This window comes from Pseudomonas sp. GM25 (assembly GCF_000282255.1).
In the GTDB taxonomy this organism is placed as follows: domain Bacteria; phylum Pseudomonadota; class Gammaproteobacteria; order Pseudomonadales; family Pseudomonadaceae; genus Aquipseudomonas; species Aquipseudomonas aphyarum.
The window spans coordinates 44,210-63,662 of record NZ_AKJQ01000057.1; the positions used below are offsets into that span (position 1 = coordinate 44,210).

20 protein-coding genes and 1 pseudogene are annotated in these 19,453 nt (G+C 57.2%); 13 read left to right on the plus strand and 8 right to left on the minus strand.

What is annotated here, in order from left to right; translation table 11 throughout:
• The first annotated feature begins 112 nt into the window (after nt 1-112).
• Both PMI24_RS22855 and alaE read left to right on the plus strand, forming a co-directional pair.
• Nucleotides 113-1,036, plus strand: a complete 924-nt coding sequence (locus PMI24_RS22855; RefSeq protein ID WP_007958153.1) for a LysR family transcriptional regulator — start codon at nt 113-115, stop codon at nt 1,034-1,036.
• Between the two features lie 20 nt (nt 1,037-1,056).
• A complete protein-coding gene (alaE, locus tag PMI24_RS22860; protein ID WP_007958155.1) occupies nt 1,057-1,518 on the plus strand; it encodes an L-alanine exporter AlaE in 462 nt (153 codons plus the stop codon).
• Between the two features lie 13 nt (nt 1,519-1,531).
• On the opposite strand, the gene PMI24_RS22865 is transcribed toward alaE, so the two are convergent.
• Complete coding sequence (locus PMI24_RS22865) at nt 1,532-2,746, minus strand: aldose 1-epimerase family protein (RefSeq protein ID WP_007958156.1); 1,215 nt, start codon at nt 2,744-2,746, stop codon at nt 1,532-1,534.
• Between the two features lie 572 nt (nt 2,747-3,318).
• On the opposite strand from PMI24_RS22865, the gene PMI24_RS22870 reads away from it, so the two are divergent.
• On the plus strand, nt 3,319-3,681 hold the full coding sequence (locus PMI24_RS22870; protein ID WP_007958158.1) for a DUF6124 family protein: 363 nt from the start codon (nt 3,319-3,321) through the stop codon (nt 3,679-3,681).
• Nucleotides 3,682-3,811: 130 nt separating this feature from the next.
• On the opposite strand, the gene PMI24_RS29550 is transcribed toward PMI24_RS22870, so the two are convergent.
• Nucleotides 3,812-4,153, minus strand: coding sequence for a hypothetical protein (locus PMI24_RS29550; protein ID WP_238553866.1), 342 nt, complete (start codon nt 4,151-4,153; stop codon nt 3,812-3,814).
• Between the two features lie 548 nt (nt 4,154-4,701).
• On the opposite strand from PMI24_RS29550, the gene PMI24_RS22880 reads away from it, so the two are divergent.
• From PMI24_RS22880 to PMI24_RS22895, 5 genes and pseudogenes are all read left to right on the plus strand, one after another.
• Complete coding sequence (locus tag PMI24_RS22880; RefSeq protein WP_007958160.1) at nt 4,702-4,893, plus strand: YodC family protein; 192 nt, start codon at nt 4,702-4,704, stop codon at nt 4,891-4,893.
• Nucleotides 4,890-5,162 carry a DUF6953 family protein gene (locus tag PMI24_RS22885; protein ID WP_007958161.1) on the plus strand — a complete coding sequence of 91 codons (273 nt, stop codon included), beginning with the start codon at nt 4,890-4,892 and terminating at the stop codon, nt 5,160-5,162. The genes PMI24_RS22880 and PMI24_RS22885 overlap by 4 nt, the downstream gene beginning before the upstream one ends.
• 116 nt (nt 5,163-5,278) lie before the next feature.
• Nucleotides 5,279-6,232, plus strand: a complete 954-nt coding sequence (locus PMI24_RS29160) for a hypothetical protein (RefSeq protein WP_007958162.1) — start codon at nt 5,279-5,281, stop codon at nt 6,230-6,232.
• A 45-nt stretch (nt 6,233-6,277) separates the two neighbouring features.
• Nucleotides 6,278-6,436: pseudogene (locus PMI24_RS29835) on the plus strand (DUF6124 family protein); the annotation flags it as partial.
• 161 nt (nt 6,437-6,597) lie between these two features.
• Nucleotides 6,598-7,062, plus strand: coding sequence for a GNAT family acetyltransferase (locus tag PMI24_RS22895; protein ID WP_007958164.1), 465 nt, complete (start codon nt 6,598-6,600; stop codon nt 7,060-7,062).
• A gap of 13 nt (nt 7,063-7,075) precedes the next feature.
• Here the strand turns inward: PMI24_RS22895 and PMI24_RS22900 are convergent, their stop codons facing one another.
• From PMI24_RS22900 to solA, 3 genes are all read right to left on the minus strand, one after another.
• Nucleotides 7,076-8,107 carry a hypothetical protein gene (locus PMI24_RS22900; RefSeq protein WP_007958165.1) on the minus strand — a complete coding sequence of 344 codons (1,032 nt, stop codon included), beginning with the start codon at nt 8,105-8,107 and terminating at the stop codon, nt 7,076-7,078.
• 347 nt (nt 8,108-8,454) lie between these two features.
• The gene (locus PMI24_RS22905; protein WP_007958166.1) at nt 8,455-10,224 is read right to left on the minus strand and encodes a hypothetical protein; all 1,770 of its coding nucleotides are present in this window, start codon (nt 10,222-10,224) and stop codon (nt 8,455-8,457) included.
• Between the two features lie 222 nt (nt 10,225-10,446).
• Nucleotides 10,447-11,610 (minus strand): N-methyl-L-tryptophan oxidase, encoded by a 1,164-nt coding sequence (solA, locus tag PMI24_RS22910; protein ID WP_007958168.1) that lies wholly within the window; start codon nt 11,608-11,610, stop codon nt 10,447-10,449.
• 193 nt (nt 11,611-11,803) lie between these two features.
• Between solA and PMI24_RS22915 the strand changes: the two genes are divergently transcribed.
• Entirely contained in the window at nt 11,804-13,135 is a 1,332-nt protein-coding gene (locus PMI24_RS22915) for an amidohydrolase (RefSeq protein WP_007958169.1), read from the plus strand.
• Nucleotides 13,136-13,203: 68 nt separating this feature from the next.
• Here PMI24_RS22915 and PMI24_RS22920 read toward each other — a convergent pair whose 3' ends face one another.
• The 3 genes from PMI24_RS22920 to PMI24_RS22930 all read right to left on the minus strand — a co-directional run bounded on the left by PMI24_RS22920 (nt 13,204) and on the right by PMI24_RS22930 (nt 15,704).
• On the minus strand, nt 13,204-13,458 hold the full coding sequence (locus PMI24_RS22920) for a colicin E3-like toxin immunity protein (protein ID WP_007958170.1): 255 nt from the start codon (nt 13,456-13,458) through the stop codon (nt 13,204-13,206).
• A 7-nt stretch (nt 13,459-13,465) separates the two neighbouring features.
• Entirely contained in the window at nt 13,466-14,689 is a 1,224-nt protein-coding gene (locus tag PMI24_RS22925; RefSeq protein ID WP_007958171.1) for a colicin E3/pyocin S6 family cytotoxin, read from the minus strand.
• A gap of 91 nt (nt 14,690-14,780) precedes the next feature.
• On the minus strand, nt 14,781-15,704 hold the full coding sequence (locus PMI24_RS22930) for a LysR family transcriptional regulator (RefSeq protein WP_007958172.1): 924 nt from the start codon (nt 15,702-15,704) through the stop codon (nt 14,781-14,783).
• Between the two features lie 105 nt (nt 15,705-15,809).
• On the opposite strand from PMI24_RS22930, the gene PMI24_RS22935 reads away from it, so the two are divergent.
• The 4 genes from PMI24_RS22935 to PMI24_RS29555 form a co-directional block, all read left to right on the plus strand.
• Nucleotides 15,810-17,777, plus strand: a complete 1,968-nt coding sequence (locus PMI24_RS22935; protein ID WP_007958173.1) for an alkyl/aryl-sulfatase — start codon at nt 15,810-15,812, stop codon at nt 17,775-17,777.
• A gap of 153 nt (nt 17,778-17,930) precedes the next feature.
• Nucleotides 17,931-18,569, plus strand: a complete 639-nt coding sequence (locus tag PMI24_RS22940) for a response regulator transcription factor (protein WP_007958174.1) — start codon at nt 17,931-17,933, stop codon at nt 18,567-18,569.
• A gap of 203 nt (nt 18,570-18,772) precedes the next feature.
• Entirely contained in the window at nt 18,773-19,027 is a 255-nt protein-coding gene (locus PMI24_RS22945) for a hypothetical protein (protein WP_007958175.1), read from the plus strand.
• A gap of 82 nt (nt 19,028-19,109) precedes the next feature.
• The coding region (locus tag PMI24_RS29555) for a hypothetical protein (protein WP_007958176.1) at nt 19,110-19,453 on the plus strand (344 nt) is incomplete at its 3' end.

The following is a 19,453-nucleotide window of genomic DNA, read 5'->3' on the forward strand; positions in this document are numbered from 1 at the left end:
TCCAGACACACAAAAAGCGTGATTTGCCTGGAAAATCCATTGTGCTGTTCCCATGTTCGACGCAGTAGTAGCATTGCGCGACGTGCTGTGTCGCACAAAGGGGAACGCAAGCATGGATATCGAAGAACTACAGACCTTCGTGGAAGTGGCTGATGCCGAGGGCATTTCGCAGGCTGCACTGCGTCTTGGCGTATCGAAGTCGATCGTCAGTCGCCGCCTGGCCCGCCTTGAAACAGAACTGGGAGTGCAACTGCTGGCACGCTCGACGCGCGGATCGGCACTCACGGAGGCAGGCGCGATCTTCCGGGACTACGCCGCCAGAGTCTGCACCGAGATCAACGTCGCCAAGGAAACGATCCTGCCCGCCGGCGCCCTTCGCGGCCGCCTGCGCGTGGCCGTTCCGCTGTCGTTCGGCCCGACTCACTTCGCACCGGTGCTGGCGGAAATGGCGCGCCGTCACCCTCAGTTGCATATGCAGACTTGCTACAGTGATCGCTTCGTGGATCTCATCACCGAGGGTTACGATTGCGCCATTCGAGTGGGGTATCTGAAGGACTCCAATCTGATCGCAAGGCGTATTGGCCCGGTCTACACCAAGCTCGTCGCGAGCGCGGACTACATCAAGGTGCACGGCGCCCCAGAGAAGCCGGACGACCTGGTCAACCATCAGGCGCTCATGCAGGGCACCGAAGCCTGGCAGTTCATGGACGGCGACAAGACCGTCACGGTTCGTCCGCAAGGACGCTTCAAGGCCGACAACGGCACCGCCCTCGCCGCTGCCGCAGTCGCCGGCCTGGGCGTCGCCTATCTGCCCGACTGCCTCACCCATGAGCACCTGGCAACGGGCGCACTGTTGCAGATCATGACAAACCATCCCCCACCGCCAGCCGGTGCCTACCTCCTCCGCCCGCCGGGGCCGCATCCCGCCCGGAAAATACGCGTGCTCACCGAACTGCTGATCGAGTTCTTCGGCGAAACTCCGCACTTGGCGGTGCAGCCGCTGTCACATCAGGAGGATGCGCTGGCACCTACCTGAACCAGGACAGGAGATGTGATTTGCTTCAACGCCTGCAACAGTCAATGCGCCGTACTGCATTCATTGCAGACACAACGGCGCTGATCCTGTTTTTCACCACCACCGGCATCATCAATGAACGATTCATTGCCGGCATGACGTGGGATCAGGTTCTTCATGCGCGCCTTGTGGGCGCCGTATTGATGGTGCCCGTCGCAAGACCCTACGGCCTGTGGCGGGACTGGGTGATGAAGCGAGCCAGCCCGCTTCGAGTTTCCAGATTGCTGTGGGACAGCTTCGCCCTCGTCAGTTTCCAGGTCCCCCTCTATGCAGCGATCATTGCCTCGAGTGGTGCATCGGGAGGTGAACTGGTGCGCGGCACGCTCGGTGCGGCGTTGATGATGCTTGCGCTGGGGCGACCCTACGGGGCATTTCTCAACAGGGTACGCAAGGTGTTCGGCTTGCCTCCGGGTGGCGACAAGCCGATGTCGCTGAACAGTTGAGCGACCGCCGGTGTCAGCCCTTGGTCAGATCAACCAACGGTGTCTGCCGCACCTCGGTCTCCCGGCCGCCCTGAATGTCGCTCACCTGCTTCAAGGCCTTATCCACCGCCGCCTTATCCGCCAACAAGCTGTAGCTGATGCGGAACTGTTTGTGTTCCTTCGGCCCGATGGTGGGTACCAGGTTCAGTGGGCGCTGATAACGGCGGTTGTAGGAAAAGCTCGTCCCCGGCTCCAACCCGGTGACATAACCCTGACCTTGGGTATCGGTGTTCTTCCACAGGGAAAACACCGGCAATGTCTGCGTATTGAAGCCGACCGAAACGCCCAGGCTGCCGGCCTTGTTATGCAACACGGTCAACGTATCGCCCTTGGCATCGGCATACGGCACCACGTTGTACACCGTTTCGTCGTAGTCCTTGGTCGGTGCGCGGTAGGTTTGCCATTCAGCCAAATCGCCCTTGGCCTTGTCGTTGAACGGCGACACCTGTTTCACCGGCGCGGCGAAACGAGCGCCCTGCTCCAGGAACGGGGTGCTGAAGTTACTGTGGTACAGCGCCTGATATTCCTTCGGATAGTCGCCGTTGTTGGTCAGGGTGTCGTTGAGGGCGAACACTACGCTGCCGGGTTCGGTGACCAGTTCGGTGGCAACGGAGAAGTCGACTTTCTTGAACGCCTGCTCTTTCAGTTCACCGCGCAGGGTGATGGCGTACGGTGGCGTTTCATCGATGTGCAGGGTGACTTTGTTCGCAGGAATGTTGGCGGCCCGGCCGTGCAGGGTCAGCAGTTCGCCGTTGTCGACGCCGGGGTGGCCGACCCATTCGTATCCGCAGCGGGTCACCAGCTCATTGAAACCTTCGAGCCAGCCCAGACCACCGCGGCCATTGAGTTCGATGAAGGACGGATTGACCACCTCCTTGACCGGCGAATCCCAACCCATACGCACATTGCCGACCGAGGCCTGCAAGACGTTCATTCCCCGCGTCGGCACCACCGAGAGTTTCATCGTGCCGTTATCGATGTCGACAATGCTGACGCCCTCCTGCCGACCGCCATGCAACGTGCGCAGGCTGACGCTGAAGGGTTTGTCGGTTTTCACGCCGAGTTGCTGGCTGGTGATCTGCCAGTTCTGAGCGGCTTTGTCGGTGTCGAGTAGAACGTAATCCCAGGCCATGGCGTGGGAGGCAGCGGACAGTGCGCTGAGGGCAACAACGAGTTTGAGCGGGGTCATGGGAGCAGCCTTTCTTGGAGTTGTGCCGTTTTTATAAACCTGCTGAAACGTTTCATCAAGCTTAAAAAGTGGAGTGTGTTGGTAGATGCCGAGAAAGAATGGGTACGGACTGGAAAACTGAAATCGATGGGATCGCGGTATCTCGCAGACGGGAGTCCGCTTTTTTTCAGGAGCGACATGGACGACTGATTTCGACATGGCGAGGGCGGCGTGTTTAAGCGTTTTTCGAATGGTGTTTAGAAACGCCCGGCATTACTTCCCCACGGCTACAGCGTCTTGCGTCATTGCCTACGACTACGCCAGAATCCGCCGGCTTGTGCGTCTGGGGTGCGGGTTTTATCGTTTCCGGGTCACTGAAAAACAGTGATCGGGTTTGGTAGCCCGGATTACCTGTCGCATCGCAACGCCGGATTGCAGGGACTCTTTCGTCCGCTGTTTTATGGTGGCCATGCGTAGGGCGTCTTCGGACGCGCCGGGTATCCAGGTGACCGGTCTACCAACCTCCGTATGGCCACCACCCTCGTTTGGTAGCGAGGCTGATGGCTCCACTTTTTCACCCTGGAGTTACATCTATGTTCAAACCAACACCGAACCCACCGGAAACCGATCCGGTTTCTCCCTACAAATTCCCCGATTCCCGAACGCTCAACGAAGCGGCCGAACGCGCGCTCGATCACTACCTCACCCCGCAGCAACGGATCATGGGCAGCCATCACAAACACGATCCCATGTACATGGCCAACCCGGCGTACAACACCGAATCCCTCTTGGCCAACGCCAGCGAATCATTGGGATCGGCGAGCGAAATGCTCAACAACTTCGCTGCCACGCTGGAGCCTGCCCATCGCAAGACTGCGATCGGGATTGCGCAGTTGGTGATGTTGAGCGAGTTGGCGGTGAATCAGGCGTTGGATCATGTTGAGGTGAAGACCTAACAGCTTGCCCTCTGTCCCGACTGATTAGTAAGGACACCTGAGCAAATAACCGAAGCTGCCATAGTGAATGGCAGCTATCGGCCAGGAGTGGTCATAGGGCGTCTCCAAAAAACGAGGCGAGTCCCCCGCCTCACCGCGCGCACAAAATTGGCCAGCCGAAGTGCAAGCGCCACATGGTTTCTAGCCGCTCCGCAAGAGACAAATACTGAATGCTCTCCTTGTGTTCAATTTCTGACCATAAGACATATGAGTAACGCCACTTGGTGAGATCGTTCAACGACGTGTCGCAGATTGCCAGTGAACCCGTTCCATTCCCGCCTCGGAACTCTTGAAGAATTCGCTCTCTAAGCCCGCCATGCCCCTTGAGACCGATACCGCCTATCCCGTTGTAGACGACCCGGAAGTCACCCACCCTGCGATCGCAGATCATTCCTAAGTTCTCACGATGTGCAGCAAGAATATTGATAGCCACTGATCCCCTCTTCTGGCTTGGAGAGGCTGACCGGATTTCCGCATCCGAATAGCTGGTATAAAGCCAGTACAAACCATTCGATTTCGAAGGTGGCCCACCTCCCATCTGGAGTCGATTGGAGGCCTTCGTGACGCAGCTGAGGCGGCGCTCCTGCAGGAGGTTTAGTGCTTCCAGTGTAAGGTGAAACATATCTGTTCTGTGTCCTAGCGTCGATATTGAGGCCGTTTTTGGCCGATCTCATCCTTCGCGAACAGCTACTTCCAATTCAGCACATTGAAAATATCTGGGCGCGCTACCAATGCCTTCTTATAGGCATGAGAGCCGACTGCTTACTGATCAGATTCATCTCGATACCAGCTTCGCGCATCCTGAACCTGATACTTTGGCTGAGGGCGACGTGATGCCGGGCACATTCAGCAGCAGTGAGAGGAAGATAAACGACGATGAGTAAAGACGTGGCAAAGCGGCGCAGGCAAACGTAATTGTGCTTTGTGCAGCCACGAGAATACTATCGGCATACCAATTGGCTACTACTCAAGGAAAGCGCAATGCCGAAGGAAACACTATTCAAGGTTGGGGATCTGGTGAAGATTAAATCTGGTGGCCCAGTAATGACAGTCCGAGGCAACTATGGTAGCGACATTAAAAATTTCGAGTGCCAGTGGTTCGCGGGCAAGAAACTTGAAATGGGCCGTTTCCCCAGCGACTCGCTGGTGCCGGTCGAGGACGAGCCGAAGTGACTACTGATGCCAAGTCGGTTTCCGACTGGATGTTGGCGCAGATCGAAAAGGACGGGTGCCTTTACCAGGACGACGTTGTGGACCACATCGTCAGGGCCAAGAGCGAGGTACTGCTGCGCGAAAATACCGAAGGCAACCTCGTGCTGGGCACCACTGTGCTGAACGCCTTTAAGAAACTGACACCTGACTCTATCGTATGGGTCGGACCAGACAAGTATTGGCGGTGGCGGGTTACTGAGGATGAGCCAGGGCGCAACGCACGCGGCTGAGTCCATAAATGGGCACCGATCATGGCGCCCATTGTCCACTTCACAAAGTTTCTTTCATTTCATGCCGCAGCTATCATCGCTGACCATGTGTCGCGGATTGAAGCTTAGGGGTTGTGATGGCGGAACTGTGGAAACCAGTGGGCGGTGTGTTCTGGCGCGTGCCACCGCCTGTAGTAGTGCCAGATGAAGGATGGCCGCTCTCAACGACCATCATGGCGGGGATGGTAGCGGCGCTTGTGGCTACCGTTGCGCTGAATTACTTCTCGCAAAAAGTCAGACCGCAGGGCTGGGGACTGCGCAAGCACCTGGGTGCGATCGGCGTTGCGATGACTTTGGCATATCTGGCTTTCATCCTGCCGATAATAGGCGGGCGAGCAGACACGCTACTGACTATGCCCCTCAACGAAGTGGGTGACTTCCTTGCGGGTGCGATTGGCACTGTAAGTTTGTTCTGGCTGGTCCTCGGTTTCATGCAGCAGGGTGAGGGATTGAGGCTGAGCACGGAGGCACTGAAGATTCAGGCAACAGAATTACAACAGAGCACCGAGGCGCTGAAGCTTCAGGCTCAGGAGTTGAAAAATTCAGTAGATCAGCAAAAAATCATGGCGACAGTGGCCACGAAGCAAATCGAGGCACAACTTCGGGCTTTGGAGTTGGCAATGGAAGAGCGCGATAAGTCGTATTTGGCAGTGTTCTCGTTCACCTCAGTTCCTCTTCCAACGGAAACCGAGGAAGAGGTGATGGTTCACCGATGTACTCTCAATAATCATGGCAAGGACGCCTACCGCGTCAGAGTTGAATACGATCCAGCGTTGATGGGCACAACAGAGCAGTTTTTTGGAACCATAAAGTCAAACACATCCAAGAGCTACACCCTAAGATTTCCGATATCGGGAAGCGGTGTGTCAGGACAGTTCAGGGTTGTCTATGAAGATAGCCAAGGAACTATTCGATCCCAAAGCTTTGGATACTCTTGCCGTGAACCAGAATATAGAGTTTTCGCGGAAAAGCTCAGGACTCCACATCTCTATCCTGCGCACTCGATAACCGCAGAATGCGTCGAACCATGAAGGCCGGGAATTCTCGTTCAAATAAAAATATGGACGGATTTATTTTCCAGCGAATCATTGGGATCGACCAATGAAATGGTGAATAACTTTGCTGCCACGCTGGAGTCCGCACATCGCAAAACTGCGATTGGGATTGCCCAGTTGGTGATGTGGAGTGAGCTGGCGCTGAATCAGGCGTTGAATCATGTTGAGGTTAAGAGCTAACCCCCCTGCCCTCTGTTGCGACCGGATAGTACGCACCGAGAGAGGAAATGAGCGTTGGCTGTAGCTGCCATGGTAAATGGCAGCTATTGGCCAAGAAGAGACAGTGGACATTACCTACGCCAAGGCGCTAGCGTCAGCCCCTTCAATGTGAGGGCTACACCATGGATGCTATTGCCGACTACTCAAATGAACACCATCGCCGTTGCGTCGTCGAACTCTGGCAAACCGTTTTCGGCTACGAAACCGCACACAACACTCCCAGCCTTGCCATCGACAAAAAACTGGCCGCAGAGAATGGCCTTTTCTTTGTTGCCCTGTCAGGAAATGAAGTTGTTGGCACCGTTCTCGCCGGATACGACGGCCATCGTGGATGGTTGTACTCGGTGGCGGTGCACCCGTCGCACCGCAGAAAAGGCATAGGGATGAATCTGGTCCGTCATGCAGAGGGGGCTTTGACGGCGCGAGGATGCATGAAAATCAATCTGCAAATCGTCAGCTCAAATGAAAGTGTCAAAACCTTTTATGAATCTCTGGACTACTCGACCGAACCCCGCATCAGCATGGGGAAGAAGATCGAGTCGAATATAGTGGTGCCAGAAGAGAAGCCCTTTTTCGGTAAGGGATAATAAAAGGGGACTGCTAGCCTATGTGAGGCTCGTACTCATCATCGTAGTGTGCGTACTCCGAGCACCTATCACATAGAGCCCCATTCTCCGCTTCGTAGCCCTCTAGGGAGGTGTGGCACCCGGAGCACTTCGGCGGCTGATAAGTGTAGCCACAGAGATGGCAATGCCCTTCGGATAGATCGAACATCGGAGCGCCGCAACTACCGCAGTCCGTGATGATTTCCTCGTCGTCGAACGGGTTCTCTCGGGTGGTTCGTAACTCCTCTTCCATCAACTCAATGAACGAATCTGACTGGTTGCATGCGAGGCAGTTGTATCGGAACTCCGAGTAGTCGAAGGGCACACCAGCCTGGAGGTCTTCCCGGTTAGGCTCAAGCAGCGGGGAACCACAGGCAGGGCATGAACAAGCCTTGAACAACTCGCGGGTATGCGCCATGACGCCCAAGTCTTCCCACTGGCGCTGTACCTCCTCCAGATTGTGGGCAAAGAACTGGTGATTTCTCAGCATGACTTCCCAGGTCTCGCCTAGCAAGGCTGCCGGATTCTCCGATAGCTCGTGTGTAATGAAGTCCCGCAGGAGTGGGAACAGATCGAGCAAGAATTTATTGATCTCCTCCAGGGGATGCTTGGGGTGGAGGTGTTCCAGATCGTTCCGGCACCGTTGCAGGGTATTCACGGCTGTCCAATCAGTGCGGATGCCAAGACCCTCAAAGTGCAGTTCAATGTCTGCTACGTCGATTGTCTTGTTTCGTTCAAGCTCGGGACGCCACTCGATTACGCCATCTTGGTCACGGCAGGGTTTGAATTTCCTTGCCTTGTAGATGAGGCTGGCCGCATGTTCGGGAGAGTCCGCGAGCATTGCAATCCTGTACTTGAACAGCAGCAAAACCCCTGCGAAGAGGTTACGAGCGGATGAAACGGCTCGGAGGGGGGTCCCGTCATCACCCTGCGTGAGCTGGTAATCCTCAATCCCTAGCTGAATGGACGTTACAGCATTTTCCAGAACCTTCGCTCTATCCAGCGTAGGTACGCCCTTACCCGACATCGACCTTTTCTCCCTGAGCACCTCTTGGCGCGATAGGGGACGCACAATACCCTAATCCCATTACAACAAAAATAGGTGCCCCCAAGCGCGCACTGGGCTGCCCAATGGCTGTGCCTTAGCTCGCTCCTGCGTGGGCCAAAGGAGTTACTTTGCCGCATGGCTGACCGCGTTAACGTCCACCCCGCCCAGGAGGATTTTCGAAAGTTCATCTACCTGGTGTGGAAACAACTCAACCTACCCGAACCCAGGCATGCTGGGAACAGAGCCGCTGCGCGAATTGGCCAGCGGCTCTGCGTGCCATCGCCGAGAGATCCGAGGGAAGCAGGGTTACACGGATCGCATGACTGCTACTCATCCGAGCCATCTGTCTCGGCGAACAAGAATTTTCCGATGTACCAAACAGACCGCCCAACGTTGTGGATAAGCTGTTCTCCTTGCCGTAAGGGCGAGTTTTCTTCATCGATGCCTGCCAGCTTGATCGCGTCAGTGACCTTTGAGCCAGTCGGGTGTGCATCTCCCAATCGCATATCATAAGCACCGGCAATCTCAGCAAACACTCGCTTGGCTTTGGCGTCTCCAATTTTCTCCGCTAAAATACTTTGGAGTAATTTATTTGAGCCGAGCTTGGCTTTTTCTTCGTGTGTAGAAAGTTTGCGTAGCTCGGTTATGTTGAGCCTGTCCGAGAATACGCGAATGATGTCCTTGGCTAGCCTGAGCAGGGACGCTCTGTCTTTGCTGGCAAACCTGGATATTTGCTGACCTGCTTCGAAGTCATCAATGTCGTGGCTGAACAGAGAAATATTATATTTATCTCTAAAGCTGTCTTCCAGAAGTCTCATGCTTCCAAAAAACATTTCTTCAACAGCATGTGTAGATGCTGGTTGCGCTTTCATCTGTGCTTCAAGCAACTCACTTGATACTTTACCTTCAGGAGCTAAATTATGCGCTGCCCAAACATGCTGCTCCCAAGAGGCGAGGCGAGCGATGTCATAAGCATATACGGTGATCAGATCAGAGCTGTTGATTCCAAAATGAGTTTTATATCCTGACGTGGATTGAATAGCTCCAGTTTCAGCGGTGTACCATGCCAGCTTGAATCCTCGATTGTTCAGAAGCTCGGTAACAACGCTGGACCGAAACCACAGCCAGCGACCCACGTCCTCGTTATCAAGCTCTGCTGACCTCATTCGCGTTCCATCTGTTTCCACGATGAATTGCGGTAGATTTGGATCCGCATCTCCACGAACGCGCTGACTTTTGGATTGGTGGTCTATCCACTCCTCACGCCAAAACTCCCCCTCTACCCTTACACCTTCATAGCCTCCACGGTGCCCCTTTGAGCTCTCATGGTCAGTGTTCGAGTCATTCTCAGGCCCCATCACAGGGGCGTCTTCATCCTCATCTACGTCAGTTCGCCAGGCTCGAAACATCGCCCAACCTCCCCCAAAGACGTCATCAAGCTTGCGAATGATTAGGGTGAATTTGCCATTATCTCTTTCCTCATTGTGAGGCTGAAGATTCGAATATGCGCTGTCTTCTAGTACAGGGACGTTTTCTACCCTCTGTCGGTAGTATGCAAGGCGAAGCGAAAGGTTCCTGGCTGCTAGATAATCAAGTAGAAACTCCCTTTTGATTTCTATCTGACAGTATTCACCATCTTCACTCACGGTCTCGCGGGCCACTACAACGAAATTTTCTTCAGGTCTAACCCAATTGTCACCTTCTTTGATCAGGCGCAGCGCAACTACCAAGTCAGGGCTCAAAATCCATTTTCTACCACCGACAACAAGTTGCGGGTGTTCATAAATTAAGTTAATGCCTATTGGTTCTTTATCGTTGTATTGATACTGATCTATGGACGCATAATACCCATCTTCGTATGCATATGGCGCGACAGTGTGCCCAATGCCTATGTCGCTCCATCCAAGACGTTCTTCAACCAGCTGGCGATGCTCTGGCGGGAATGCAACGGAGCCGCAGCCGAAATATTCACTGACATGACCTACGTCTTTTACATCCCTTTCCTTGCTCTCAACTGACGCTCTCAAAGGAATCCACGCCGCGTTAGAAAAGGCCCTACGGGTTTCCTTGGTTTGCAGAATCCACTCTTCACTCATGGTTGAATTTCCGTTTTTAGTGATAGCACATTGTGAGTAAACAGCGGCCTTCGCCCTGGCCTCACGACAGTATGGTCTGCGCAGTCCCTCGCTCGCTTACCTTAGCTCGGTTTACCAACCACATTGGGTGGTTTTTCGAATGTCGCCACCGTCAACTTTGGGTCGAAATCGGACCAAGACGAGCGTCCGCTTCTGGCCGAAAGCAGTCACTCTCAAGTACCGTCACTCCCGCTCAAACCGCCCCACCGAAAACAACGAAAGATCCAGCTCACTCTCCCCCCGCAAACACCACTGCGCAAACGCCTCCCCCAGCGCCGCCGAGTGTTTGAACCCATGCCCGGAGCACGCCGACACCACCAACGTGTGCTGCAACCGTGGATGCTCATCAATGATGAAATGCCGATCCGGCGTGACGGTGTAGGCGCAAACCGCTGACTTCACCACCCGATCCGTTAGACCGGCAATGCGCCCCTGGACTTGCTGCTCGTACATCTCGCGCTCTTCCTCGGCCGAGACTGTGCGATCCAGTGTCTCAGGCGTAGATGTGCTGTGATACTGCGCCGTCGCCACCTTCAAACTGCCCTCCCCCGGCAACGCGGGAAAGCCATAGAAGTCGTCGTCCGGGCCGTGAGTGAAGATGAACGTGGGTGAGTGGCCGACCAGTTCCGCGTCAGGCTCGGTTTCGAACCAGAACAGTTTTTGCCGATAGACACTGAGCAGACTGTCGAACGGCGCGCCGAGCAAGCCGCCCGCCCAGTTGCCGGCGGTGACCACCAGTTTGTTCGCCCGCACGGTGCGCTGGTCGGTGGTGACGGTGACGCCCTGTTCGTCCGAGCTGATGTGGGTCACGGTCTCGCCCTTGTACAGCGTGGCCCCGTGTTGTTCGGCCAATCTCAGTTGCACGTCGATGCAGCGTTCGGGCCGTACAAAACCGCCTTCGGGCTCGAAGTAGCCAATGGCGTCGTCGCGCACCTGGGCAAACTGCGCAAAGCGCTGGCGGATCTGGGCAGCGTCGAGGACTTCGTGTTCGATGCCGTAGGTCTGTGCCAGGGCGATGGTGCGCAGGGTGAAGTCGGTTTCGTCGGCGGGATCGAAGTCGGGGCTGGAGGTCAGCACCAGCAGGCCGGACTGTTCGAACAGGGACTCGCCCGACAGCGCTTCCAGCTCGCGCCAGATGCGGTGGGAGTTGCGCACGATGGGCACGTATTGCGCGCCCTCGCCCACGGACAGCCGGGTGATGCGGGTGTCGCCATGGCTGGAGCCGAACGTGTGCGGCGGATGGTGACGGTCGATGCCGACCACGTTGACCCCTGCCTTCGCCAGTTGATACACCGTGGCCGCGCCCATGGCGCCGAGCCCGATGACCAGTGCTTCGCATCGTTCCATGATTGATTTCCGCTGAGGCAAAAGAGCCACAGTGAAGCGGATCAGGCGCTGGAAAACAATCCGCTGAAAGCCGCGCACTGGCAAAAACGCGAAAAACCAAAAGCCGTGCGATTACCGGCCAGACTCGTTTGTCCCGCCTTGCATCGCGGCATACCCTCTGACGCCAATAAAAACCATAAGAGAGAGTCCCGCCTTGATCCGTTTCTGCAAAACCTCGTTGTGCCTCGCCGTTCTGTCCTCGTTCGTTGCCACTGCCAGCCATGCCGCCGATGCGCCTTGGGTCGATGGCGCCGTGAGCGCGGTCAATCAAGAAGTTGTCGATCTGCGCCACACGATTCATCAGCATCCAGAGCTGGGTAATCTTGAGTTCAAGACCGCCGCGCTGGTGGCCGAGCGGCTGAAGGCGTCGAATATTGAAGTGCGCACCGGGGTCGGCAAGACGGGTGTTGTGGGGGTGCTGAAAGGTGGATTGCCGGGGTCGGTCGTGGCGTTGCGCGCCGACATGGACGCATTGCCGGTCAAGGAGATGACGAACCTGCCGTTCGCCAGCCAGGCCACCAGCACGCGGCTGGGCAAGAGCGTGCCGGTGATGCACGCCTGTGGGCACGACACCCACACCGCCATGTTGCTGGGCGCCGCGAAGGTGCTGGCCGAACATCGGGATCAGGTGCGTGGGACGGTGGTGTTTCTGTTTCAGCCGGCTGAGGAAGGCGCGGCCGATGTCGATGAATTTCAGACCGACACCCTGATCGGCGCACAGGCGATGATCCGCGATGGCGCGCTCGATTCGCCCAAGGTCGAAGCGGTGTTCGGGGTGCATGTGATGGCGGGTTATCCGACCGGGCATCTGTTCTACAAATCCGGAACCGTGCTCAACAGCAGCGACTCGTTCCGCATCACGGTCAAGGGCCAGCAGACTCACGGCTCGGCGCCCTGGAGCGGTGTCGATCCGATTGTCGCCAGCCAAGGCATCATCAGCGGTTTGCAGACGCTGGTCAGTCGGCGCGTCGACCTGACCCAGGGCATGGGCGTGATCAGTGTCGGTACGATCAATGGCGGCTCGGCGGCCAACATCATTCCCGAGACCGTGGAAATGACCGGGACCATTCGCACCAACAACGCCGACATCCGCGACACGATCCTGAAAAAGATGCCGCCGCTGGTGAACAGCATCGCCAGCGCCTACGAGACCCAGGCCAATCTGCTGCTGGTAAACAATGCGCCGGTGACCACCAACGATCCGGCCCTGACCGAAGCCATGATCCCGGCCCTCGAACTGGCAGCACCGGGCAAGGTCGAGCGGCTGCCCGCCTCCCTGTCGCCGAGCGAAGACTTCTCCTATTACGCGCGCAAGGTGCCGGGGTTGTTCGTGTTCCTCGGCGCAACGCCGGAAGGCCAGGACATGAGCAAGGCACCGAACAACCACAACCCCTACTTCACCGCCGATGACGCGACACTGGCCACCGGGGTGAAGGCGCATGTGCAGTTTGTGCTTAATTATCCGGGGCGGGGTCAGCGGGGCTGATTGGCTTATGTGAAAAGGGGGCGGAGTATTTTCATAAATACATCCGCCCCCCCTTTGCTAGTGGTTGCTCACCACGTTGTTCTGTATCGAAAGGACACTTGGTAGTCGAATACCGCAGGTTCGATTTTGTGGGTAAACAATGGCTGTAATTTTGCTATCCAGTCATTCCGTACATCAAACCCGCCGTCATAAATCTCATTTTCTTCCAGCAGGCCCAACGACTCGATGATCGAACCGTCATCACCGAGATCGACCGAGTACTCCTTTCCCTCAGCGAGCTCTGTTTTTTTGTCATACCAATTCAATCTGACTTTCAGTCCCATTCCAGCCTCATAGATACTTTTTAATGCTGCGGTTTTTCTTGGGAGGGTCAATCTGCTCACCTGTTAAATGATCAAAAGCCCCTAAATGGCTGCCATCACTTGCACGATAGGCTTCGAGTTCTCCGTGCTGTGAGTCCCATTCATAGATGTTTCTGCCTTTAGCATCCGTCCAGCGTTCTCGAAGTCCGCCACCGCCCTGCTTTGGTGTTTTCTTCTTCGCTTCCTTCAAACCCGGGAATCCGACAATTTCTTCCGTTTCAGGTGCCGAATGGTAATCGTGGTCGGGGCTGGGAAGCTTCCTGCTGGAAACATTCAAGACAATGTACAGCGGCCGAACCCCGGAACTCGCCGGAAAAACCAGAATAAAATCCCGATACTCCGGCGGATAAACCGGATTCACCAGAATCCCGTCCGCCGCTTTCGTCGGCGGATACACCCAGATATGCGGCGCCTGCGGAGCAGCCTCCAGCGCAGGAATGCCCAAAATATCGGAGCCGTCCACAGCCGGCGTCCAGATCAGCTCAACACCTTCGCCAAGATCTGCAACAAACCGGCTATCGCGTGCAACGAACTGCACGACATCAACCATCTCCCAATCGCGATTCTTGCCGGTATAGAAGCCGTAACCCTTGAGGCTGCCATCGGCCTGCTGTTCAACGCGCAGGCGCACCCGGGTTCGGGCCTGTTTGAGGGCGAGCAACTGGTCTTCGGTATAGAGCGCGCTGTCGCCCAGGTTCGAGGGCATGAACATCGCCACCAAACCGAGCAACGGGCTGATGACGGCAGCAGAGGCCAGCGCGGGCAATGCCTTGAACGCCTCACCGGCAAGGGCGAAAGTGCCCAGCCCCGCAGGAATGGCAGTGCCGCTGACTTTCTTGAGCTCAACCCCACCGCTGTCATCGACCTCACGCCCACCGAGCAAAATCAGTTCGCCGTAATCCTTCAGGCTGTCAGTCGGCACCATCCCCGAAGGATTCGAGTAATCAATGATCGCGTCCGGCAACTTGCAGGACTTGGCAAACACACAGCCCGCGCGCGCCGGTTCAGGCTTGTTCGCCGTCACCTCACGGCTACGCTCGAAAGCATCCTGTCTCGCCAGCATGGCGTCGTACTTGTCTTGTCGGTCTTGCTGATCGGCCAGTTCGGTGGCCGTCATGTAGCGGTAGGTGACGTGATGCCCGTCGCCTGCCGGTGGGTTGGGAACCCGGGGAATGTCCTTTTGACCAGCCACTGATTGTCCTTTCGTTCATGCATCGACAGCCCCTCGCAAGAGGCTGCACGACGTTAACGAAGCAGGAAAATCGTGGCTGTAGGACGTATCTCTAAAGACGTGGGGATTGTTCGACGTGAACGGATTGCATCTCGGCAACGACCGCCTCAATCACACACAAAGCCGTCGGCGACAAGCTTCTGCCCTGCAAACTCACCACCCCGATTTCAGAATGAAATCCCGGCCTGTCGACAACATGAAGCTCGATCAAACGCCCCACCCGAATGTCTTCGGCCACCGCGCCATGGATGACGCCGAGGATGGTGTCAGTCGAGCCAGCGACGGTCTTGAGCAACGCCACATCATCACACTCCAGCACGATGGGCAGCGCCTGGCGGCTGGAGATGCCAAGGGTTCTGGCGGTCTCGAGTTTCACCACTTCCGGCAGGCGCGTCGTGGCGATGCCGTAGCCTTCCAGTTCGCCCATCTGCACTTTGCGCCTTGCCAGCGGATGCTCCGGTCGTACGAAGAAGCCTGCCGAGACCTGGCCCAGCGAACGGATCAACAGGTCGGATTCCGCCGTGAAGTTGCGGATATCGGCAACGAAGAATTCGATCGCTTCAGCGCGCAGCCGCGCTTCGAGAATCTGCCAGTTGTTCACTTCCACGCGCAGGGTAACCGCCGGGTGATCCAGACGCAGTCGCGGCACCACTTGATGCATCAACATGGCCGACGGAAACGGGCCGACGCCGAAGGCGAGGCTGCCCAGTTGGCGGTCGCTGTAGAGCGCCATGTCCCGCTCCAGCGACCGGGCATCGAACAGCAGCCGCCGCGCCCGCTCGATCAGAAACTCCCCAGCCGGCGTCGGGCGGACGTCGCCGGTGTCGCGATCGAACAGGCGCTGCCCGGTTTCGCTTTCCAGCGCCTGAATGCTGCGGCTCAGGGCCGGCTGGCTGAGGTGCACGCGCTCGGCGGCGCGTCCGAAATGGCGTTCATCGGCCAGCGCGAGTAGGTGTGACAGTCGTTTAAGGTCCATTCGCCCGATGCTAGCGACGCATTATCCGGATGTAAACAATGCATTGGATACATCGCCTCCCTGCCCCTAGGCTGGAGCGCATTCGACCCTCGGAGAACAACAAGAATGAAACCGACCCTCTACACGATCATCGCCCTGACGCTGGTGTCACTCGGCGGCTGCGACAACAAGCCCGGCGTCGCAGCCGGCGACGCCACGCCCGCCACGGCAGCGGTGATCCAGGCGTCGATCAAGGGCCTGGACCTCAGCGACAACCGGGACATGGAAGATGCCCAACGCGGTTTCATCGCCCGACCCACCGGCAAGATCCTCGGTTCCGACGGCAATGTCCTGATCGATTTCGATGCGTACCGTTTCGTCGAAGGCCAGGCGCCGGCCACCGTCAACCCGAGCCTGTGGCGGCACGCGATGCTCAACGCGCAGATCGGCCTGTTCAAGGTCCGCGACGGGATTTACCAGTTGCGCGGTTTCGACATCGCTAACATGACGCTGATCGACGGGCAAAACGGCTGGATCGTGGTCGATCCGCTGACCTCCCGGGAGTCGGCCGCCGCCGCGTTGGCATTCGCCCGCGAGCATCTGGGCAACAAGCCTGTCACCGCGATCATTTTCACCCACGACCATGCCGACCATTTCGGCGGTGTGCTGGGCGTCACCTCAAGCAGCGAAGTCGCCCAGCGCAATATTCCCATCGTTGCGCCTGCCGGGTTCATGGAGGAAGCCACCAGCGAAAACATCCTGGCGGGCCCGGCGATGGCGCGGCGTTCGATGTATCAGTTCGGCAAGAACCTGACGCCGGGCGCCACCGGCATCGTCGACACCGGGCTGGGTAAAAACGTCGCTTACGGCAGCATGGGCATCCTGCCGCCGACGCAGATCATCGACCAGCCGATCCAGCCGCTGGAGCTCGACGGCGTCAGCTTTGTGTTCCACAACATGCCCGGCGCGGAAGCCCCGGCCGAGCTGACTTTTTCGATCCCCGCGCTCAAGGCATACGGCGGTGCGGAGCTGTTGGCGCAGACCATGCACAACCTCTTGCCGATCCGTGGCGCCAAGGTACGCGATGCGCTGCGCTGGTCCGACTACACACAAATCGCCCTCGACGAGCTGGGCGACACCGAGGTCTATTTCGGTCAGCACAACTGGCCGATCTGGGGCAACGAGCGAATCCGCGAGTTCATCACCAAGCACCGCGACGTCTACAAATACCTGCACGACCAGACCGTGCGCTTGATGAACGCCGGTTACACCCCCAACGAGATCGCCGACAAGATCCAGCTGCCGGATTCGCTGGCCTCGTATTTCGGCACCCGTGGCTATTACGGCGACCTGCGCCACAACGTCAAGGCGATCTACCAGATGTACCTGGGCGCCTACGATGGCAACCCCGCACACTTGAATCCGCTGGTGCCCAAGGAATCCGCCAAGCGCTACGTCGAATTGATGGGAGGTAACGCCAAAGTAGTTGAAGCCGCCCGCGTGGCCTATGACAAGGGCGAATACCGCTGGGTCGCCGAACTGCTGGATCAGGCCGTGCTCGCCAAACCCGACGACACGGCCGCCAAGGAACTGCTGGCCCGCGCTTACGAACAGATGGGCTATCAGGCGGAATCGGCGACCTGGCGCAACAGCTACCTGACGGCGGCCATGGAGCTGCGCAACGGCCCGCCAGCCAAGGGCGTCAAACGCTCCGATCTGATCGAACTGATGAAGCAGACGCCCACCGAGCGCTTCCTCGAAGCCATGGCCGCGAGCCTCGACGGGCCGGCGGCGGATGGCAAGAACTGGACGTTCAATCTGGTGCTGACCGATACGAATGAATCGTTCGTGCTGTGGATCGAGAACGCCGTGCTGCACTACCGAAAAGGCCCGACCGCGGCGAACGCCAACGCCACGCTGACCGTCACCAAGGACCTGTTCGTCCAGCTACTGGGCGGCACCGCCGGGCTGAAGGAAACGCTCACTTCCGATGATCTGAAAGTGGATGGCAGCAAGGTCGATCTCGTAAGATTTCTGGGCCTGCTGGAAAAGGCGCCGGGGAATTTTGCCATCGTCGCCAGGGCAGGAAACTGACTCATCGAGGCCATCGATCGACTGAACACGCGGTCGATGGTCTCTGGACGCTTACCCAAGAAAAATCCAATGAAAACCGGAGGCTCGGGCAAAGCTTTCCGTTGAATTGTTCAGCATCCTGCGCAACCCGATCGCCGCGAAGCCATCCAGCGTATGGAAGTAGAACCAGCACCCGACCGAAACCCGGAACCCATCGTTTTCATCATCGATGACGACGCCCCTCTGCGCGAGGCCCTTGGCAGCCTGTTGCGCTCCATCGGCCTGCAGGTCGAGCTGTTCGGATCGGTCGCCGACTTCATGCAATACGAGCGACCTGACCTGCCCAGTTGCCTGGTGCTCGATGTGCGATTGCAAGGCACCAGCGGGCTGGTCTTTCAGCAGGCGCTCGCCGACGCCAAAATCGGTCTGCCGATCATTTTCATGACCGGGTACGGCGACATCGCCATGACCGTTCGCGCCATGAAAGCCGGCGCCGTCGACTTCCTGGAAAAACCGTTTCGCGAGCAGGCAATGATCGATGCCGTGGTCGCCGCACATGCGCGGGACAGGTCGCGCCGCGAGTGCGAACGCCGCCATCAAGAGTTGCGCACACGCCACGGGACACTGACGGTCAGAGAGCAATCGGTGATGGCATTGGCCGTTTCGGGCTTGATGAACAAACAGATCGCCAGTGCCATCGGCCTGAGCGAGATCACCGTGAAAATTCATCGCAGTCAGGCCATGCGCAAGATGCGCGCGCAGTCGTTCGCCGATCTGGTTCGAATGGCCGAAAGTCTGGGTATCAACCATTAAATATATAGTCGTATATATACGTTGGTATGACTTCTCCATACGCTGGAAGGATAAAACCAGACTTATGCAACATGGTTGATCCCTACCGCCAACAGTAAAATCCCTCCATCAAATGCAACGCCCTGCAAAGTCATTGACTGCGCGGTTTCCGTTCGCGCCGAAACTTGTCCACCCGCTCATTAACTCAGGGATGGCTGATCAACATGTATGACTTTTTTGAAGACTCGCATCGCGTGCTGAAGTTGTCCCACGTATTGCTGATCGGCGGCCTGGGCATGTTGATGGCGGGGATTTTCCTGGCTTATGTGTTTGACGCTCACCTGACCTTGCCCGCGCTGGTCGGCGCGCACGGGATGACGATCCTCGGGCCGACCGCGATCAAGTTGGGCTATGTGATGCGCCTGATTGCGCACAACCGTATTCGCTTGGCCGCGCAGGAACACGGCATTCCTCATTAGAAGTAATCGATTGAATTAAAACCTGTCTGGTTGCACCCGGAAGTTCATTAACGAAATCCCACCACGACTCAGGATGATCACGATGAAAACTATTGGATTGGTATTACCCGTCGCCATTGTTTCAGCCACCTGGATAGTTGCCACTCATGCATTCGGCGCAAATTGCCTGCCCGACATGCCGGTTGCCAACAGGCAGGAAACCAGTGCTCCGGATTCAGAAACTTCATCAGTGCAACAGTACCGGGCCAGAAAGGCGCCTACGCAGATTGCCGAAGGGGGTTCGGATCGGCTGATGGAACGGCGCGTCGCCGAGGGCGGATCGGACCGACTGATCGAACGTCGCGTTGCCGAAGGTGGCTCCGATCGCCTGATCGAACGCCGTGTTGCCGAAGGCGGCTCCGATCGCCTGATCGAACGCCGTGTTGC

What these genes read in the sequence shown, in the direction of transcription:
- PMI24_RS22855 (WP_007958153.1), top strand. Translation starts at nt 113, where the DNA reads ATGGATATCGAAGAACTACAGACCTTCGTGGAAGTGGCTGATGCCGAG.
- PMI24_RS22865 (WP_007958156.1), bottom strand. Translation starts at nt 2,746, where the DNA reads ATGACCCCGCTCAAACTCGTTGTTGCCCTCAGCGCACTGTCCGCTGCC.
- PMI24_RS22870 (WP_007958158.1), top strand. Translation starts at nt 3,319, where the DNA reads ATGTTCAAACCAACACCGAACCCACCGGAAACCGATCCGGTTTCTCCC.
- PMI24_RS22880 (WP_007958160.1), top strand. Translation starts at nt 4,702, where the DNA reads ATGCCGAAGGAAACACTATTCAAGGTTGGGGATCTGGTGAAGATTAAA.
- PMI24_RS29160 (WP_007958162.1), top strand. Translation starts at nt 5,279, where the DNA reads ATGGCGGAACTGTGGAAACCAGTGGGCGGTGTGTTCTGGCGCGTGCCA.
- PMI24_RS22895 (WP_007958164.1), top strand. Translation starts at nt 6,598, where the DNA reads ATGGATGCTATTGCCGACTACTCAAATGAACACCATCGCCGTTGCGTC.
- PMI24_RS22900 (WP_007958165.1), bottom strand. Translation starts at nt 8,107, where the DNA reads ATGTCGGGTAAGGGCGTACCTACGCTGGATAGAGCGAAGGTTCTGGAA.
- PMI24_RS22905 (WP_007958166.1), bottom strand. Translation starts at nt 10,224, where the DNA reads ATGAGTGAAGAGTGGATTCTGCAAACCAAGGAAACCCGTAGGGCCTTT.
- solA (WP_007958168.1), bottom strand. Translation starts at nt 11,610, where the DNA reads ATGGAACGATGCGAAGCACTGGTCATCGGGCTCGGCGCCATGGGCGCG.
- PMI24_RS22920 (WP_007958170.1), bottom strand. Translation starts at nt 13,458, where the DNA reads ATGGGACTGAAAGTCAGATTGAATTGGTATGACAAAAAAACAGAGCTC.
- PMI24_RS22930 (WP_007958172.1), bottom strand. Translation starts at nt 15,704, where the DNA reads ATGGACCTTAAACGACTGTCACACCTACTCGCGCTGGCCGATGAACGC.
- PMI24_RS22935 (WP_007958173.1), top strand. Translation starts at nt 15,810, where the DNA reads ATGAAACCGACCCTCTACACGATCATCGCCCTGACGCTGGTGTCACTC.
- PMI24_RS22940 (WP_007958174.1), top strand. Translation starts at nt 17,931, where the DNA reads ATGGAAGTAGAACCAGCACCCGACCGAAACCCGGAACCCATCGTTTTC.
- PMI24_RS22945 (WP_007958175.1), top strand. Translation starts at nt 18,773, where the DNA reads ATGTATGACTTTTTTGAAGACTCGCATCGCGTGCTGAAGTTGTCCCAC.